Source organism: Neobacillus canaveralius, from assembly GCF_047237705.1.
Classification (GTDB): Bacteria; Bacillota; Bacilli; order Bacillales; family Cytobacillaceae; genus Neobacillus; species Neobacillus niacini_K.
The window spans coordinates 2,256,666-2,272,767 of record NZ_JBDFLL010000001.1 but is presented as its reverse complement, the minus strand read 5'-3'; the positions used below and the strand labels follow the sequence as shown (position 1 = coordinate 2,272,767).

Sequence of the window (16,102 nt, the reverse complement as noted above, 5' to 3'; positions counted from 1 at the left end):
TGGGTATCATAGTAACAAAAATAAAAGAGGGTGTCTACCCTTTTTTATCGGCTTCTTACTAATAAGTTTACTGCATCCTTAATTAACTCTTCCGCGCTTCTTTCATTTGTTTCTTCGGCTTTTCGAACACATTCAACTAAATTGGAGCTCACAATGACTCCTATTGTTCGATCAATAGCTGTACGAGCGGCAGACAACTGAGTTATTACGTCTTTACAATCCTTATCTTCTTCCATCAATCGTAAGATTCCTCTTAATTGCCCTTCGATACGTTTGACTCTATTTTTAACTTGATCATTATACTCCATTATTTTTACCTCCTAACAGTCAACTATTATTTCCAAACTCAATTTTATACCCCTAGAGGTATAAAGTCAATACAAATTCACCTATAAGAAAGTTCGCTATAAATAGTGGCTATGAACGAAACCTTGGCATATTCTTTATTTCTTTCTGATCCAAAATTTAATAAGCTTTTCTTCTTGTTGCATTTTTAAGAGAGTATGGCCAGCATTTTTTGACCAGGCTGGCAGGTCATTTAAAGCACCCCGGTCAGTCGCAAGAAGTTTAATGACTTGTCCGCTTTCCAGTGTATCGATACCTTTTTTCAATTTAATGATTGGCATTGGGCAGGCTAATCCACTAACATCTACTACGGTATCAGCTTTTATGCCATTTTCTATTGCTTCTATGACCTCAGTTTCGCCAAGGTCATTTGTTTTTGGTCTCATCACTTTTATTCAAGTTGTTACCATATACAGAGGAGTACGTTTTCCAACCGCCATCGACATTCTTAACGTGATAACCATGATTCTTTAAAATACGGCTTGCTAAATAGCCTCTTAAGCCAACCTGACAGCTTACATAAACAGTCTTATCTTTTGGAATTTCAACCAATTTATTTCTAAGGTCGTTTAGTGAGATATTAATTGAACCTTTAATAAAACCAAATTCTCTTTCCATTGGTTCTCGAACATCAATTAGTAGTCCACCTTCAGCAACGATTTGATCGACTTCATGCCATTGGATATGTTCTAATTCACCCTCCATAATATTCGTTGCCACATAACCTGCCATATTTACAGGGTCTTTTGCTGATGAAAATGGAGGTGCATAAGATAATTCTAAATTTGTTATATCCTCAACGGTTAAGGCACCCTTAATAGCTGTCGCAATAACGTCAATTCGCTTATCAACACCGTCTGCACCTACTGCCTGGGCACCAAATATCTTTCCAGTTTCTTTATTAAATATCAATTTTAATGCAATCGGTGCTGCTCCTGGATAGTAACCAGCATGAGAACTTGGGTGAATATGGACCACTTCATAGGCAATCCCTAAACGTTTTAATGTTTTCTCATTGTTTCCTGTAGCAGCAACAGTTAAGTCAAATACCTTTGCAATCGAAGTACCTAATGTCCCCTGATACTTCTCGTTCTTGCCCATCATATTATTCGCAGCGATACGCCCTTGGCGATTGGCGGGTCCAGCTAATGGGATCATTGCCTTTGTACCACTAATGTAATCGACCACTTCTACAGCATCCCCAACGGCATAAATATCGTCATTCGATGTTTGCAGGAATTCATTTACAATGATTCCTCCGCGCTCTCCTAACTCAAGTCCTGCAGTATTGGCTAATTCATTTTCAGGTCTTACTCCAATTGAAAGAATGGTCATTTCTGTTAGAATTTCTCTTCCATCTGATAGCAGCACTTTTTTTCCTTGATCGGCGAATGAATGAACACCATTTTCTAAGATTAAGTTCACACCTTTTTCAATTAAGTGAGTGTGTAAAATACTGGCCATCTCAAAATCGATCGGTGCCATAATCTGATTGGCCATTTCAATAAGTGTAACTTGAATTCCTCTGTCCACAAGGTTTTCGGCCATCTCAATTCCTATAAATCCACCGCCAATAACAACAGCCCTTTTGGGATGATTATGATCAACATAGTTTTTAATTTTATCTGTATCTGGGATATTTCTTAACGTAAATAATGTCTGATTTTCATTTAACCCTGGAATTGGTGGTACAATTGGTTTTGCTCCCGGAGATAATAATAACTTGTCATAAGATTCATCATACACTTCCCCAGTTTGTAAATTCTTAATTGTAACTCTTTTGTTTTCTGGATTTATGTTCATTACTTCACTTAGATTGCGTATATCAAGATTAAATCGATCAGACATTCCTTTTACCGTTTGTACTAATAATTTACTTCTATCCTTAATCGTTTCACCAATGTAATAGGGTAATCCGCAGTTTGCAAATGATATATGTTCTCCACGTTCTACAAGAATAATCTCTACATCTTCACTGATTCTTCTTAATCTAGCAGCAGCAGTAGCTCCACCAGCAACTCCACCTACGATTATTACTTTCTGTGTCATAATAGTCCCTCCAAATTGATAATGTCTTTTTCATCACATTAAGTGAATAGTTATTCGGTATACCCATGGGGGTTTTATACCTATAAGGGTATTATATTACCGAAAAAATATATGTAAAGTCATTTTGGAGACTTTCATATATTCGTCACAATTAGATTCTCTGGACGAGTACCTCAATAATTAGTTGACTATAAAAAAAATAGGCCAATACTTTGATGAACAAAGCATTGACCTATTAGGTATTTCAGTTTTAATTGATACCGGTGGTCGGGGTCGAACCGACACTCCAGAGGAACACGATTTTGAGTCGTGCGCGTCTGCCAATTCCGCCACACCGGCAAATCATTGGCAGGGGTAGTAGGAATTGAACCCACACCAAAGGTTTTGGAGACCTTCGTTCTACCTTTAAACTATACCCCTATGGATGGAATGTTATTTCGCTAACGCGAAAATTTTTTGGTGGAGGGGGACGGATTCGAACCGCCGAACCCGGAGGGAGCGGATTTACAGTCCGCCGCGTTTAGCCACTTCGCTACCCCTCCACATTGGAGAAATAAATAATATGAAATTATGGAGGAGGAAGAGGGATTCGAACCCCCGCGCGGTTTGACCCGCCTGTCGGTTTTCAAGACCGATCCCTTCAGCCAGACTTGGGTATTCCTCCGCATTAAGAAAGTATTAATATTTGGTAGCGGCGGAGGGGATCGAACCCCCGACCTTACGGGTATGAACCGTACGCTCTAGCCAGCTGAGCTACACCGCCAAATATCTAATTAAGTTATAAGTTATTTTCACTAGCATGAAAACACTCTGATTATTTTGCTTCGCAAATTAATCTTGGTGGAGCCTAGCGGGATCGAACCGCTGACCTCCTGCGTGCAAAGCAGGCGCTCTCCCAGCTGAGCTAAGGCCCCAAAAATTGTACTTGATGGTCGGGAAGACAGGATTCGAACCTGCGACCCCTTGGTCCCAAACCAAGTGCTCTACCAAGCTGAGCTACTTCCCGATAAAATATGGCGCGCCCGAAAGGAGTCGAACCCATAACCTTCTGATCCGTAGTCAGACACTCTATCCAATTGAGCTACGGGCGCAATTTATACTATAACTTCTATTCTGAAAATGGTGCCGAGGACCGGAATCGAACCGGTACGGTAGTCACCTACCGCAGGATTTTAAGTCCTGTGCGTCTGCCAGTTCCGCCACCCCGGCAACATTGGAGCGGAAGACGGGATTCGAACCCGCGACCCCCACCTTGGCAAGGTGGTGTTCTACCACTGAACTACTTCCGCATTTATGGTAAGTTATTTTGCTATCGCAAAAAACTTTGGTGCGGGTGAAGGGAGTCGAACCCCCACGCCTTGCGGCGCCAGATCCTAAGTCTGGTGCGTCTGCCAATTCCGCCACACCCGCATATAATGTGATAATAAACAAACTAGAAAACTAAGTTGCTAACTTTGCTGCGTCGTATCAGCGACATTGATAATCTTACAACGAATTACGACAAAAATCAACACTAAATTTTAAGTTTTTTTTAAAAGTGCAAAATCACATAGTTATTATCCCACAATATCATAAATTCCCCAACCTACACTATGTAGATGTTGTAACGAAAAGATAAAAATATGTTTTAGAACCTTTTTATTGGGTAAAAATACAATATAATTCATTCCGCAATAAAGGAGATGATGCAACCTTGAGTTATAATCAAAAGAAAGACATCGAAAAAATGCCCGCAAATCAGGGAGATCAAGACGAAACCGTAACGAATAGTGAAAAGTCACCTGAATTTGATGTTTTCGGTACTGCCCTAAATGACCTGCACAGTCCTTTTGAATTCTAAAAAACCAGTGTATCAAAGAGACTGTTCTCTTTCATACACTGGTTTTTTTACTTGCGTTTTAACGCCTTCAAAATAATCGCTTCCCCATTAAATGAAATAATTTTTTCATCCTGTATGAGTATTCTAAATTTATTTTTAATCTCATCGGAAGATTCAAGAATAAACTTGGTTAAATGATTTTTATCCGTCTCCGAAAGCTTCATGTTGGCACACCACGATTCAAATCGAAACGTCTTCTCAAAACGATGCCATTCAAAAACTTCTAAACCGCTCTCCTCAAGTTTTTGTATCCATTCGGATTTTTTCCACGCACGAAAATGACTATAATCACGTATTTTCTCTATCGTATTATAAAATTGATCATATTCTTTCGTTTCAGGTACAACGTTATCATCCAATAAAAATTGCCCGCCTGGCTTCAATACACGATATACTTCCTTTATGAATAAATCCACATTCGGAAAGTGGTGTGGTGCAATCCTGCAGGTAACAATATCAAACGATTCATTTGTAAAAGGAAGCTGTTCAGCGTCACCTTGAACAAATTCCACATTTTGATGGCCGTTTTTTATAATAAATTTCTCAGCCGCTGCTAACATTTCTGCAGTAAGGTCAACCGCTGTCACTTTTTTAACTAGAGGTGCAAACGCGTTGGCCGTATGTCCCCCACCTGTAGCAATATCAAGCAGTACTTCCTGACCATTGAGTTCTGCCATTTCCACCATCTTCAATAAGTCTTTTCCATCCTTATGAATAGCACTAGAAACGTAGGAAGCAGCATTACTCCCAAATTGCTCTTGAACGTCTTTTTTAATATCCATTTTATATCACCTCTTAATTCTAATATAATCTAGAATTGTAATAATTAAAATTACGAGGTTTTTATGAATTATCATAAGAAAAAGTTATGGTATTTTAAAATTCAAAATCTAAAACCACAGGACAATGATCACTCCCCATTACTTCACAATGAATATCTGCATTGGTTAGCCTATCACGTAGTTTTTCTGAAACAATAAAATAATCAATCCGCCAGCCAATATTCCGCTCACGTACCTTAGCCATATACGACCACCATGTATAGGCTCCTTCTTTTTCCGGATAAAAGTAGCGGTAGCTATCTATGAACCCTGACTCCAGCAGTGAAGTCATTTTTCCTCGTTCCTCCACTGTAAAACCTGAATTACCTAAGTTAGATTTAGGATTTCTTAGGTCAATTTCCTGATGGGCAACATTTAAATCCCCACATAATACAACAGGTTTAACTTGGTCTAATTCTCTTAAATAGGAGATAATCTGATCTTCCCATTCTAACCGATAGTTTAGTCTCGCTAAATCTCTTTGTGAGTTTGGTGTATAAACGTTCACAAGGTAAAAACCTTCAAATTCCAATGTAAGGATTCTTCCTTCTTCTTGTGAATCCTCATTACCTACACCATAAGAGACAGAAATAGGCTCTTTTTTGGTAAAAACCGCTGTCCCTGAGTAGCCTTTTTTGACTGCATAATTCCAATATTGGTGATATCCCTCAAGGTCCAAGGAGATTTGACCTTCCTGCAATTTCGTCTCCTGAACACAGAAAATATCTGCATTAACTTCTTTAAAATAATCTAAAAATCCTTTATTTACACAGGCTCTAAGCCCGTTGACATTCCAAGAAACTAACTTCATGATTTATCCCTTCCTCAGCTATTTACTTATCATAGATTGATAGAACACATTGTAACAGCTTTATACAAAGAAGGATAGCACTTCGATTAATCATTACTTTTACAAAAAAAACGCACATTAATTTCCAAAAAACAGGAAATATATAAAATAAAAAAAGGATGTCCTTATGAAAGATTTAATTAAATTCTTAACAAGATATGAAAAGTTTGTTTTTATCATAATGATTGTTGTTCCCTGGCTCTCTACTCCTTTTTTAGGAAAGAAAACTTTTAAGCGTTTTACCCCAGGTGCATTGTTTATATGCCTTATTGTTGTCATTGAAAGTTTGTTTGCACACAAACGATTATGGTGGTTGTTTTACAAAAGGCTTTTTCCAAAAGTAATCGGAGAACTTCCACTAATTATTGGGCCATTTTTTATTGGAACACTTTGGATTATGAAGTTTACCTTTGGAAATTTAAAACGATATTTTCTTACCAATTTCTGTATAGATGCTTTTTTTATTTATATTCAACTCCCAATTCTAAAAAAGCTAGGGTATGCCTCACTGATTAGATTAAGTAAATTCAACTTTTTACTTATCTTTTTATTCAAAGCTGTTCTCTTATATCTTTTCCAAATCATCTTTGAAAAGAAAAAGATCGCTAGATGACACCAAAAGAGGCAACTGTGAAAGTTGCCCTTTTCATGGAATAAAATATTGTTCGGTCAGTTTTGTGGAAAATAACTGAGAAGCAGGCACGATTCTGATATTACGTTGTTTATATTCTTCCATTGATTGAAATATCCCTACAGAACATACCTTACCAGTAACACCAACATGACCAATGGCAATTCCACGGCCAGTGAATTCAGTTATTTTTGCCAATCTCATCATCTGTTTTCTCACGTGGCTCGATGATGATATATCATCAAGGAAAACATCCCTTTTTAAAAGCGGTACATTCATTTCCTTTGCCACTTCTGGGAATTTCGATTTAGGGCTTGTCCCGCTATCGATAATGTATAACTTCCTCTCCTTTGCTACCTCAACGATCGCTCTAACAATTTCCTCATTCTCTACCGCAAGAGATCCCATATGATTATTCATCCCTACTGCATAAGGAACTGACTTTAATGCACCCTCTACTCTTTTCTTCACCTCTTTAGGTGATAAATCGACCGTAATTGGTTTCGGACCAAGCCAAGAGGCCTTTCCCCTTTTCGGCTGCATGGGTAAATGAACGATGACTTCAAAACCATTTTTATGCGCCCATTCCGCATGTTTCTTTGAATGTTCGGTAAATGGCATGACCGCTGCGGTAATGGGAATGTTACCTTCAAGGAAATCTCTTACTCCACCCGTTCCACCGCCAAAATCATCGATAATAATGGCTGCCATGCGCTGCTTCTCCTCTTTTTTTTCAGCAAAAGATGGATTTTGAAAGGACAGCAAAAGAAATGGGATCAGAACCAGAGCAATCTTTTTCATAAAAACCTCCGATGGTGATGTTTTTACGTTAATTTGCCCTGTGAGAGTCGATTCATTCTTACGGTTATGGAATGGACAAAAAAAAGAGAGTCCAACTGCTCGGCTCTCTTTGAGTAAATCCTATTCGTCGTATACTTCCACTTTTTCCATGATGTCGCCATTTCTCATTGCTTTCGCATCTGAGTACAAACTGCCTTCTAAAGCCTTCTCAATAGTGTTATTAAACTTTATTCCAAAGGAATCCTTAGAGATAACTACTTCTCTAACCACTTTAGAAAGCATCACATTTTTCTCCTGTAAGTCAATACAATTCATATAGGTATCTAGCCAATTCTCTAGCTGATACTTTAACTTATCAATATCAGAGCCATTGGCCTCAGTATGCTCAATTTCTTTCTTGTACTTATCAATCTTTTCTAACAGGTCAATCTTCTTAGCTCCAAACTCCTCCAGTTTATTTAAAACAAACTCAATATTCATTTTGGACTTACCTAACATTATTTCATCAAACAGCTTTTCAACATTAATTAATGCCTTACTTACGTCATTATACTGCTTCTCAATCTCTTTAATCTGTATTTTTTTTGCGTCAAGTTGCTCAAAATCAGATGAAACTTTCTGAGAATTAATATCAGCTACCTTGATGGAACTAATCGCCTTCATGATCTCTTCCTCAACCTGCTTATCTATTGTAACTGCACCATAGCATCTCTTTCCATGACCAATAGGATTATTTTTAGCATAATGACAACTATATCTGTAAGTCCTATACTCAATCACTGTGCCACCCTTATTTTTTCTTTTCTTTTTAGTAAAATCAGATTTCAACTTATGGCCACAGTACGCACAAACTGCTAATCCTGAAAGCAATACAAGTGATTTAAGAGGCACTCCTTTCTTTGATAAACAACCATTCTCTTTAGCTCTTTTATCCATTAGCTCCTGAGTCTTTTTAAACTGCTCTTCAGAAACAATGACTAAATCAGGATTATAAGGCTGTATCAACCATTCATATCTTTTAGTCTCTTTTCTTTGCGTACTTCTAGTTCCAGCAAACTTAGAAGTGTTGTACTTTTTATGCCCCATATAGATTGGATTTCTCTGCATCCTTGTTATGGTATTATGTCTCCATAACTTGCCTCTGTTAGTCAATCCCATACGATTTAACTCTTGGGCTATTGTAGAGCCTCCCATGAGCTTTTTAGTAGTCATATCAAACATCATTTTCACAACTTTTGCTTCATCAGGATTAACGACAATCTTTTTAATGGTTTTATCCTTTTGGCTATTCCTTTTCTCTCCTGTGTCTACTAGCTTATAGCCATATGGAATAGTACCTCCAAGATAGTAACCTTCCTCATTTAGCTGTTTCATTGCATCCTTTACCCTCATGGAAGTCTTTTTACTTTCTCCCTCTGACTGCCAATATCTGATAAAGTTTTGCAATGCATCTGCATGCTCCTGATTTTTTAGCTCTCCCTCTTTGACTGACCATACCTGTTTTCCAAGATTATAAAGGGATGCAATCCATAAGCTGTACTCGATTTGTCTGCCTAATCTATCAGAATGGTAAACGAGCAAAATATCAAAATCATCTGTAACAGCTCCCTGCTTAATTATCTTTAGGGCCTCCCTGTCCTCGATTGCTGTTTTATATCCTGACAGTTTTTCTGTTAACTCTTTTGTTATCTGCCATCCTTTTTGCTCTGCAAAAGAATGACATTGAGTTTTTTGCATGGGAAAATCTTCACCATCTGGTCCCTGTCTATCAGAAGATACCCTGTAGTATGCCCAGACTTTCGCTTTATTTTTCATATGTATTCCTCGCTCTCAGCTTAATTAAATATTCTGTTGTTATCTGAGATCGATCAGTCCAAAAAAACACAAACAAATATTCAAGGAAATTAGTACGATGTTACTCAAAATAAATACGTTCTTGCTGCGACTTTCGCTAATGTAGAAATGCCTTGGTGTAATTTACGGGGATTTTATTAAAAACCAAACAGGTACATACGTTCGTGTTTATATTTAGATTATAACACTAAATTGACTTGAGGACAATTTTCAAATAGCTCAATTCAAAGCAAAAAAAAGAGAGCATAGCTGCTCTCCCCTTACTGATGATTACTCCGCGTCAAATACTCTTACTTCTTGCATTTTATCACCATTTCTCATTTTAAGAGCAGTTTCAAGACCTGATGTTACTTGTCCAAAAACAGTGTGAACTCCATTTAAATGAGGCTGTGGCTCATGAACGATAAAGAACTGTGATGAGCCTGTATCTTTACCTGCATGAGCCATTGATAAAGAACCAGCTACATGCTTATGGGGATTTCCTTCTGTCTCACATTTGATATTCTTTCCGCTACCGCCCATTCCAGTACCAGTAGGATCTCCACCTTGACTTACAAAGCCTGGGATTACTCTGTGAAAAACAACACCGTCATAAAAACCAGAGTTTGCTAAGTCCTCAAAGTTTTTAACTGTGTTAGGGGCTTCATTAGGGTAAAATTCAAGCTCCATCTTTTCTCCATTTTCCATAACTATGTAACCTTTTTTTGCCACAATTAACATCTCCTTTATGTAAAAAAATTCATTTTCATCATACACTTTCCAAAGCAGAAAAGAAAGTTTCATGGTTTAAATTCATGAAAATGTGGTATTATAACAGTACCCCTTCCGAACATTCGCTTGTTGCGGGACACTTAACCACTGTACGGACGGAAGGGGTACGTAGTGTCGTTGGTAGCGGCATTACAGAAAGCCAAGACTTCGGTCTTGGCTTTTTTACTGTTCTTTATTTGTTAATTTGTAAAATAAATAGGTAAACGAGAAAAAAATGAAGTAACCATAGAAGCTATACATATGCCTCCACTCACTTGAATGCTCAAAAAGGCCAAATAGTTCAGAAAAACGTTCAAATATAGGCATTAATAAGCTGAGGAATAATACGATTCCCACTTTTCCCCATTTATTCACCTGCTTCATCTTCATCACATATACCAGGACAAGAATTGGCAGTCCTACAAAGGTAAAAGCAATATTAAACGAAAACACTTCAGGAAACGGTCGAATCGGGAACATGTACAATTTCTTCCCGACAAAGTAAAGATCTAAGCTAGTCCCTAGTAAAATGGCCAAAACTAAGACAGGAGCATATTCTTTAATCAAAAATGGTAATGACTTTTTTTGCCAAGGCGGCAAGTTCAAGCCTTTCGAGCGTTTTACAGTATTCATATTCAATCTCCCCGTTGATTTGTGTTTCGGTATGCTCCGAGAGATAGTCGGCTGCTTGCCAATCACGAAACCAATCTCCCTTTTCCGCTTCTTGGTGCTGAACGTTTTTCCACGCTGACAATAAATCAGGACTATAAATTTTTTTCGCACCCCATCTCAGCTTGCAGGCATTTAATCGAAGCTGATAGGGTATTCCAGGTATTCCTTCATTGACATTATTAAAGATATGCGGCCAATAATCCTTCCTCGACCCTGTATGGCGGTGTGATTCAGCCCACTGTACAAAATGGTTTAATAATTCCTTTTTTTTAAAAAGTACAGCGTACAGTCTTTTTCCTAATAAAATACGTTCATGTAAGGATTGAAACTGGTGAAGTGTTTGCCCGGCTAGACTCTTTTTTTGATAGGGAAACAAAATATGATTAAAAGAAAGGTAATCCTGTAGTTTAAATTCCAAGGTATTCAGAACATCTTTTTTATAAGCTGGATTCTGAATCACTCTTTTTTCTAAATAATTTTGTTCATTGATAACTAAAGCCATTGTAAGAATGTATGAGTCCCGCTTTCTCCAAAAATAATTCCAAATCGTTTCCATGAAGGAGGATATGTTCAAAAAGTGTAAAAGGTAAAAAAGCGGTTTATTTCTTTTTAAACTTTCACCGTATAGTAAAAATTGTGGATAAGCGTCTTGAAAAATCAGCCAATTCCCTTGTTCTAAGAATGAAAAATAGGCATTCCTTTCTTTATCTGTAAGCAGTCGTGTGAGAAATTCACCTTTTAAATCGGTCATGTTCCATCCGCCATTTCTAGACACCATATGTCCTAAGAAAGCCCAATGGATTTCGGGATGTTTTTGATATAAGTCAAAATAAGCCTTCGTCCTTGTGACATTATTCTGGTTCAAATCTCTAGTATCCCTTTTTATCCTATCTAAAAGACCTTGCTCCTCTCTGGTTAATTTATGGTAGACGATGTCGGCAGGTTGTTTCATTTTTGCTTTTAATTCATCTTTAATGGTTTCAATTGACGGTTTTTCCCGGCTTCTGATAAATAAAATAACGATAACCTCCCTCGGAGAATTCTCTTTCTACTTTCTGAATATGTATAGATGAGAATAACCAATTTGGAGAGGACTGAACGTTACGATGACCGATACAAGTAAAGGCATTGATTGGCTGGTGGAGACACTTAGAAGGGATCAGTCTCCCGATGGCTCCTGGAATTATCCATTTGAAACTGGATTATCGACAGATGCCTATATGATCATATTATTACGGACATTAGAAATTAATGATGAGGAATTAATAAAGGATCTTTCTAAGAGGATCTTGAGCAGACAAGAAAGAGATGGAAGTTGGAAACTTTTTTACGATCAACGGGAAGGAGATCTTACGGCTACAGCGGAATCCTATTACGCCCTTTTATACTCCGGATACTATGACAAAAAGGATAAACGCCTTCAAACTGCAAAAAAGTTTATTTTATCCAAGGGTGGAATTGAAGAGGTTAATATGTTCACAAAAGTGATGATGGCCATAACCGGGCAATTAAAATGGCCCTCCTTCTCCCCTCTGCCGATTGAAATTATTTTATTACCACTCTCTTTCCCAATCAATTTCTATTCTTTTTCCGTATACGGCAGGGCAAATTTAACGCCTATGATGATTCTTGCTGATAAGAAACTATCGATTAAGACAGATCGGAGTCCTGACCTCTCAGATTTACGAGCAGGCAGGGAAAATTCTGAATCGTGGATTCGTTCAGAGGAAATGCGTTCTCTCTTTTCTTTTATTGAAGAAGGTGTAAAGAATCTACTAGGGCTGCCCCAACAGCTTCATAAACTGGCAATTCAGCGTGCTAAAAAATATATGCTCGACCACATTGAAGAGGATGGTACGTTTTACAGCTATTACAGCTCTACTTTTTTAATGATTTTTGCGCTGATTTCACTAGGATTTAAGAAAAGCGACCCTGTTATCATGAAAGCGATTGATGGGATTAAGTCAATGAGATGCGCTATAGACGGACTCCCGCACATGCAATACACGACAGCAAATGTCTGGAATACCTCGTTAATTGGCTATGCCCTGCAAGAAGCTGGGATTTCACCTGAAGATCCTATGGTTGGTGCTGCCAATCACTATTTACTAAAAAGACAGCATACTAAATTCGGAGATTGGGTGATCCATAATCCTACTAGTTTACCAGGAGGCTGGGGGTTCTCTAATATTAATACCATCAACCCTGATGTAGATGATACGACTGCCTCGTTAAGGTCGATTTCGAGAATGGGCGCTGGCAATCAAGATACCTGGAGCCGGGGGATTAACTGGTTGTTATCGATGCAGAATGATGATGGCGGCTGGGCAGCCTTCGAAAAAAATACGGATACCAAGCTTTTCGAATTCCTGCCGATTGAGAAGGCTGAGTTTATCCTAACCGACCCATCATGTGCAGATATTACTGGGCGTACCCTTGAATTCTTTGGAAACTATACCAATTTGGCAAAAGACCATCAAAGTATTAAAAAGGGCGTAAAATGGCTGTTTGATCACCAAGAGCATGATGGGTCTTGGTATGGTAGATGGGGGATTTGTTATATTTACGGCACGTGGGGAGCAGTGACGGGTTTAGCAGCGGTTGGAGTTCCAGAAAGCGATGAGAGTATTCAAAAAGCCATAGAATGGCTGCGAGGAATTCAAAACAGGGATGGCGGCTGGGGCGAATCCTGTTACAGCGATAGCAGACAAACCTATGTGCCACTTGGGGAAAGCACTCTAACTCATACAGCCTGGGCATTGGATTCTTTAATTAGTGTTTTGGATAAACCAACGCCTGCGATTCGCAAAGGTATCTCGTATTTATTGGAGAATTTGCAAAAGGAGGACTGGACCACAGCCTACCCCAAAGGACAAGGAATGGCCGGTGCTTTTTATATACACTACCATAGTTATCGTTATATCTTTCCGTTACTGGCTTTGGCACATTATCGTAAAAAGTTCGAAAAATAGCAGATTCCATTTTACCTGCAAATTCCTTTTGTTTATCTGCCTAATTAATTTCACAGCCCAACGTGATGCTGAAAATGCCAGGCGGATGCCTGGCACGGGTATCTAATTATATGGATATATATACACAGAACAAAATTGGAGTCACGTTCAGGAAAAAGTGATTTCACCAAGCTCCTTATAAATTTCTACGATCTCATCCACTTTCATCCTTACAAGTCCGCTGGAGGATGGGGCAACAAAGTCAATTGTCCCTGGAACGACTCCTTCCTCCTGCCTTCCCCAGGGAACATTCTTCGAGCCGCTATATTCCTGATAAACTCCCTTACCTACAAAACAAACCACCTTAGGCTTAAACTTCTCGATTTTTTTCCGGAGCAACTCTTTACCCTCTTTGTATTCGTCCCTTGTAATCTCATCCGCTGCTTTTGTTGGTCTTGCAACAATATTAGTTAGCCCCATCCCCAAATCTAACAGCTTGGCATCTTCTACAGGCAGGTACTTTCGAGGAGTTAATCCTGCTTCGTGTAAGATCTTCCAAAATCGGTTGTTGGGATTGGCAAAATGATGGCCGGTTTCGCTTGAACGAATACTCGGATTGAATCCGACAAATAGAATCTTTAAATTCTCTTTTATATGATCGTTAACTGGCTTCAACATATTAACCCTCTATTCAAAAAACATTGTGACCCTATATTACTAAACCTAGCTCAATTTTCATACTGCTTCCAGGAAGTTATGCCAGTTGCTAGTAACCCAATGATTGAAACGATTAACAATGAATATAGTAATCTAGGTTCCTGAAGAAGAAGGAGACTCGACATAATAATCACTGTATCAATTGCATAAGAAATGATTCCGACGTTAATCTTTGTCCATTTTGCCAGCAATAATGCGAGCAGATCCATTCCTCCTGGACTGATGTGATTTCTTAACATGGTACCTACCCCGATTCCGATGATCACACCACCGATGATGACAGAGCTAATGATTGGTAAATGAAATACATCTTTTAAAGGGACTAAGAATTCAATCATGAAGCCTGAAAAAATAGCCCCTATTAAGCCATACAAAAAGTAATTAAGATCCGATTTATATGCTAGCAGGTAAACCGGAATATTCAAAAATACAAAAGTTAACCCAATACTAAATTGCCACAGATAATTAAATAATAAGCTTATCCCAAACATTCCGCCATTTATAAGGTGGAAGGGCAAGATAAATCCGTTCACCCCAATGCCAATCATCGTACTGCCAAATCCAATCACAGCTAATTTTTTCAGCATGGTTACCATCCCTTGTCCAAATATCTATATAAACACATATATGTTTGTACAAGGCCGTTCATTCACAACAAAAAACGGAGCATAACCTCCGTTTTGTTAAGCAGCTACTGCTCTTTTAGATTTTTTGACATGTTTGAACAGGGAAACCATTATGGTTAAAAGAGGTAAGATCCATAAAAATAACGCATAAGGTAAATACTCCAAGATAGGAACCCCGACAATGGTGCTGCACATAATCGCAAGCACACTCCACGGTACCATTCCAGGGAATAACATCGTCGTATCCCCCATTACTCTTGCTAATTCCTCTTCCCCATATTTATTTTTCCAATGAGGCAGGAAGGACCTCCCTGTTAGGATAATCGGCAGCGTTTGATTAGCCGCAATCACACTAATTAATAAAGTGGCTGAGAAGGTTTTTAATGTATCACCTGTTAAAGAAGTTGAACTTTGCAGCCATTTATCCAAATAAGGCTGAATGACATTCAATTCCTCCACTAACCCATTATAGGCGCCCGCCAAAGCAAGAAACAGCAGCAGTTCGTACATATGAAGGAAACCACCGCCGAGACCTTCAATCCCATTCCACAAAGCTGAAGCTACTTTTGGAAGAGCGGCGCCTTCTACTATTGAAATAATAGCAGCACTTAGGATACTCGATAAAAAGGCATAAATAATGCTCAGCCTAAACAAGACAAAGAGCAGTAGAATAACGGGCGGAATAAACTGCAGTAACGTTAACTCACTCCACTCAAATGTAACGGTCTGAATTATTTTTTCAGTCGAAAAGAAGTCAAATCCACCATAAAATAACATGGACAGTACTACAGCGATTAACGTCGTAAGGAACATAGCACTCCATTGCTTTTTAACAGGCAGCTCTAATGTATGGGCTAAAAGCTGATGAGCACTTGAAAATGGCGAAGTTCGGTCTCCGACAAACGCACCTGAAACCAACGCACCAGCGACAACTGCTGTTGGCAGGTTTAAAACCACGGCAGTCCCCAAAATGGGAATACCAATCGCACTAAGTGTTCCCACCGTTGTACCGAGTAGCATCGAAAAGACCATCGCTGCAAAAAACGTTAACACGTAAAAGTAGTGAGGATTTATGAGATAGAGAGCGACCTTAACCGTTTGGTCAATGGTTCCTGACAGATACCACGAAGGAAGCAGAAAACTTACTAGGAAAAGT

General features: G+C 38.6%; 16 protein-coding genes and 11 tRNA genes. 3 read left to right on the top strand and 24 right to left on the bottom strand.

Going from position 1 to position 16,102, the window contains the following annotated elements; all coding sequences use genetic code 11:
• Positions 1-44: 44 nt before the first annotated feature.
• From ABC255_RS11715 to ABC255_RS11650, 14 genes are all read right to left on the bottom strand, one after another.
• Positions 45-308: a metal-sensitive transcriptional regulator gene (locus ABC255_RS11715; RefSeq protein WP_412993643.1), complete on the bottom strand. Its 264-nt coding sequence runs from the start codon at positions 306-308 to the stop codon at positions 45-47.
• A gap of 135 nt (positions 309-443) precedes the next feature.
• On the bottom strand, positions 444-671 hold the full coding sequence (locus tag ABC255_RS11710; RefSeq protein ID WP_412998543.1) for a sulfurtransferase TusA family protein: 228 nt from the start codon (positions 669-671) through the stop codon (positions 444-446).
• 40 nt (positions 672-711) lie between these two features.
• Positions 712-2,394: a CoA-disulfide reductase gene (locus ABC255_RS11705; protein WP_412993642.1), complete on the bottom strand. Its 1,683-nt coding sequence runs from the start codon at positions 2,392-2,394 to the stop codon at positions 712-714.
• 258 nt (positions 2,395-2,652) lie between these two features.
• Positions 2,653-2,733: transfer RNA gene (locus ABC255_RS11700), tRNA-Leu, on the bottom strand.
• Between the two features lie 7 nt (positions 2,734-2,740).
• Positions 2,741-2,814, bottom strand: a tRNA-Trp gene (locus tag ABC255_RS11695).
• A 37-nt stretch (positions 2,815-2,851) separates the two neighbouring features.
• Positions 2,852-2,936, bottom strand: a tRNA-Tyr gene (locus ABC255_RS11690).
• 29 nt (positions 2,937-2,965) lie between these two features.
• Positions 2,966-3,058, bottom strand: a tRNA-Ser gene (locus ABC255_RS11685).
• Positions 3,059-3,080: 22 nt separating this feature from the next.
• Positions 3,081-3,157 (bottom strand) — tRNA-Met (locus ABC255_RS11680).
• Positions 3,158-3,232: 75 nt separating this feature from the next.
• A tRNA-Ala gene (locus ABC255_RS11675) sits at positions 3,233-3,308 on the bottom strand.
• A gap of 15 nt (positions 3,309-3,323) precedes the next feature.
• Positions 3,324-3,400: transfer RNA gene (locus ABC255_RS11670), tRNA-Pro, on the bottom strand.
• Between the two features lie 8 nt (positions 3,401-3,408).
• Positions 3,409-3,485 (bottom strand) — tRNA-Arg (locus tag ABC255_RS11665).
• 29 nt (positions 3,486-3,514) lie between these two features.
• Positions 3,515-3,603: transfer RNA gene (locus ABC255_RS11660), tRNA-Leu, on the bottom strand.
• 5 nt (positions 3,604-3,608) lie between these two features.
• A tRNA-Gly gene (locus ABC255_RS11655) sits at positions 3,609-3,683 on the bottom strand.
• 36 nt (positions 3,684-3,719) lie between these two features.
• A tRNA-Leu gene (locus tag ABC255_RS11650) sits at positions 3,720-3,804 on the bottom strand.
• A gap of 283 nt (positions 3,805-4,087) precedes the next feature.
• On the opposite strand from ABC255_RS11650, the gene ABC255_RS11645 reads away from it, so the two are divergent.
• On the top strand, positions 4,088-4,234 hold the full coding sequence (locus tag ABC255_RS11645; protein WP_412993640.1) for a hypothetical protein: 147 nt from the start codon (positions 4,088-4,090) through the stop codon (positions 4,232-4,234).
• Positions 4,235-4,281: 47 nt separating this feature from the next.
• Here the strand turns inward: ABC255_RS11645 and ABC255_RS11640 are convergent, their stop codons facing one another.
• Both ABC255_RS11640 and ABC255_RS11635 read right to left on the bottom strand, forming a co-directional pair.
• Positions 4,282-5,055, bottom strand: coding sequence for a class I SAM-dependent methyltransferase (locus tag ABC255_RS11640; protein WP_412993638.1), 774 nt, complete (start codon positions 5,053-5,055; stop codon positions 4,282-4,284).
• A gap of 94 nt (positions 5,056-5,149) precedes the next feature.
• Positions 5,150-5,905: an exodeoxyribonuclease III gene (locus ABC255_RS11635; RefSeq protein ID WP_412993637.1), complete on the bottom strand. Its 756-nt coding sequence runs from the start codon at positions 5,903-5,905 to the stop codon at positions 5,150-5,152.
• Between the two features lie 166 nt (positions 5,906-6,071).
• Here ABC255_RS11635 and ABC255_RS11630 point away from each other — a divergent pair, with 166 nt between their 5' ends.
• Positions 6,072-6,557 carry a hypothetical protein gene (locus tag ABC255_RS11630; RefSeq protein ID WP_412993635.1) on the top strand — a complete coding sequence of 162 codons (486 nt, stop codon included), beginning with the start codon at positions 6,072-6,074 and terminating at the stop codon, positions 6,555-6,557.
• A gap of 33 nt (positions 6,558-6,590) precedes the next feature.
• On the opposite strand, the gene ABC255_RS11625 is transcribed toward ABC255_RS11630, so the two are convergent.
• From ABC255_RS11625 to ABC255_RS11605, 5 genes are all read right to left on the bottom strand, one after another.
• Positions 6,591-7,376: a divergent polysaccharide deacetylase family protein gene (locus ABC255_RS11625; RefSeq protein WP_412993633.1), complete on the bottom strand. Its 786-nt coding sequence runs from the start codon at positions 7,374-7,376 to the stop codon at positions 6,591-6,593.
• A 120-nt stretch (positions 7,377-7,496) separates the two neighbouring features.
• Positions 7,497-9,191 carry a recombinase family protein gene (locus ABC255_RS11620; protein ID WP_412993631.1) on the bottom strand — a complete coding sequence of 565 codons (1,695 nt, stop codon included), beginning with the start codon at positions 9,189-9,191 and terminating at the stop codon, positions 7,497-7,499.
• A gap of 309 nt (positions 9,192-9,500) precedes the next feature.
• Positions 9,501-9,950 carry a peptidylprolyl isomerase gene (locus ABC255_RS11615; RefSeq protein ID WP_412998542.1) on the bottom strand — a complete coding sequence of 150 codons (450 nt, stop codon included), beginning with the start codon at positions 9,948-9,950 and terminating at the stop codon, positions 9,501-9,503.
• A gap of 213 nt (positions 9,951-10,163) precedes the next feature.
• A complete protein-coding gene (locus tag ABC255_RS11610) occupies positions 10,164-10,613 on the bottom strand; it encodes a CBO0543 family protein (RefSeq protein WP_412993630.1) in 450 nt (149 codons plus the stop codon).
• A complete protein-coding gene (locus tag ABC255_RS11605) occupies positions 10,540-11,604 on the bottom strand; it encodes a DUF2515 domain-containing protein (protein ID WP_412993629.1) in 1,065 nt (354 codons plus the stop codon). Before ABC255_RS11605 ends, ABC255_RS11610 begins: the two co-directional genes overlap by 74 nt.
• Positions 11,605-11,758: 154 nt before the next feature.
• Here ABC255_RS11605 and shc point away from each other — a divergent pair, with 154 nt between their 5' ends.
• Entirely contained in the window at positions 11,759-13,624 is a 1,866-nt protein-coding gene (shc, locus tag ABC255_RS11600) for a squalene--hopene cyclase (RefSeq protein WP_412993628.1), read from the top strand.
• A 147-nt stretch (positions 13,625-13,771) separates the two neighbouring features.
• Here the strand turns inward: shc and mug are convergent, their stop codons facing one another.
• The 3 genes from mug to ABC255_RS11585 all read right to left on the bottom strand — a co-directional run bounded on the left by mug (position 13,772) and on the right by ABC255_RS11585 (position 15,999).
• Positions 13,772-14,281 carry a G/U mismatch-specific DNA glycosylase gene (mug, locus tag ABC255_RS11595; protein WP_412993627.1) on the bottom strand — a complete coding sequence of 170 codons (510 nt, stop codon included), beginning with the start codon at positions 14,279-14,281 and terminating at the stop codon, positions 13,772-13,774.
• Positions 14,282-14,331: 50 nt separating this feature from the next.
• Positions 14,332-14,907 (bottom strand): YitT family protein, encoded by a 576-nt coding sequence (locus ABC255_RS11590; protein WP_412993625.1) that lies wholly within the window; start codon positions 14,905-14,907, stop codon positions 14,332-14,334.
• A 96-nt stretch (positions 14,908-15,003) separates the two neighbouring features.
• The gene (locus ABC255_RS11585) at positions 15,004-15,999 is read right to left on the bottom strand and encodes a Na+/H+ antiporter NhaC family protein (RefSeq protein ID WP_412993624.1); all 996 of its coding nucleotides are present in this window, start codon (positions 15,997-15,999) and stop codon (positions 15,004-15,006) included.
• Positions 16,000-16,102 lie beyond the last annotated feature (103 nt).

Bases quoted from the DNA above. Each gene is read 5' to 3' on its own strand.
- ABC255_RS11715 (WP_412993643.1), bottom strand. From the start codon at position 308: ATGGAGTATAATGATCAAGTTAAAAATAGAGTCAAACGTATCGAAGGG.
- ABC255_RS11705 (WP_412993642.1), bottom strand. From the start codon at position 2,394: ATGACACAGAAAGTAATAATCGTAGGTGGAGTTGCTGGTGGAGCTACT.
- ABC255_RS11640 (WP_412993638.1), bottom strand. From the start codon at position 5,055: ATGGATATTAAAAAAGACGTTCAAGAGCAATTTGGGAGTAATGCTGCT.
- ABC255_RS11635 (WP_412993637.1), bottom strand. From the start codon at position 5,905: ATGAAGTTAGTTTCTTGGAATGTCAACGGGCTTAGAGCCTGTGTAAAT.
- ABC255_RS11630 (WP_412993635.1), top strand. From the start codon at position 6,072: ATGAAAGATTTAATTAAATTCTTAACAAGATATGAAAAGTTTGTTTTT.
- ABC255_RS11625 (WP_412993633.1), bottom strand. From the start codon at position 7,376: ATGAAAAAGATTGCTCTGGTTCTGATCCCATTTCTTTTGCTGTCCTTT.
- ABC255_RS11620 (WP_412993631.1), bottom strand. From the start codon at position 9,191: ATGAAAAATAAAGCGAAAGTCTGGGCATACTACAGGGTATCTTCTGAT.
- ABC255_RS11615 (WP_412998542.1), bottom strand. From the start codon at position 9,950: ATGTTAATTGTGGCAAAAAAAGGTTACATAGTTATGGAAAATGGAGAA.
- ABC255_RS11610 (WP_412993630.1), bottom strand. From the start codon at position 10,613: ATGAATACTGTAAAACGCTCGAAAGGCTTGAACTTGCCGCCTTGGCAA.
- ABC255_RS11605 (WP_412993629.1), bottom strand. From the start codon at position 11,604: ATGAAACAACCTGCCGACATCGTCTACCATAAATTAACCAGAGAGGAG.
- shc (WP_412993628.1), top strand. From the start codon at position 11,759: ATGACCGATACAAGTAAAGGCATTGATTGGCTGGTGGAGACACTTAGA.
- mug (WP_412993627.1), bottom strand. From the start codon at position 14,281: ATGTTGAAGCCAGTTAACGATCATATAAAAGAGAATTTAAAGATTCTA.
- ABC255_RS11590 (WP_412993625.1), bottom strand. From the start codon at position 14,907: ATGCTGAAAAAATTAGCTGTGATTGGATTTGGCAGTACGATGATTGGC.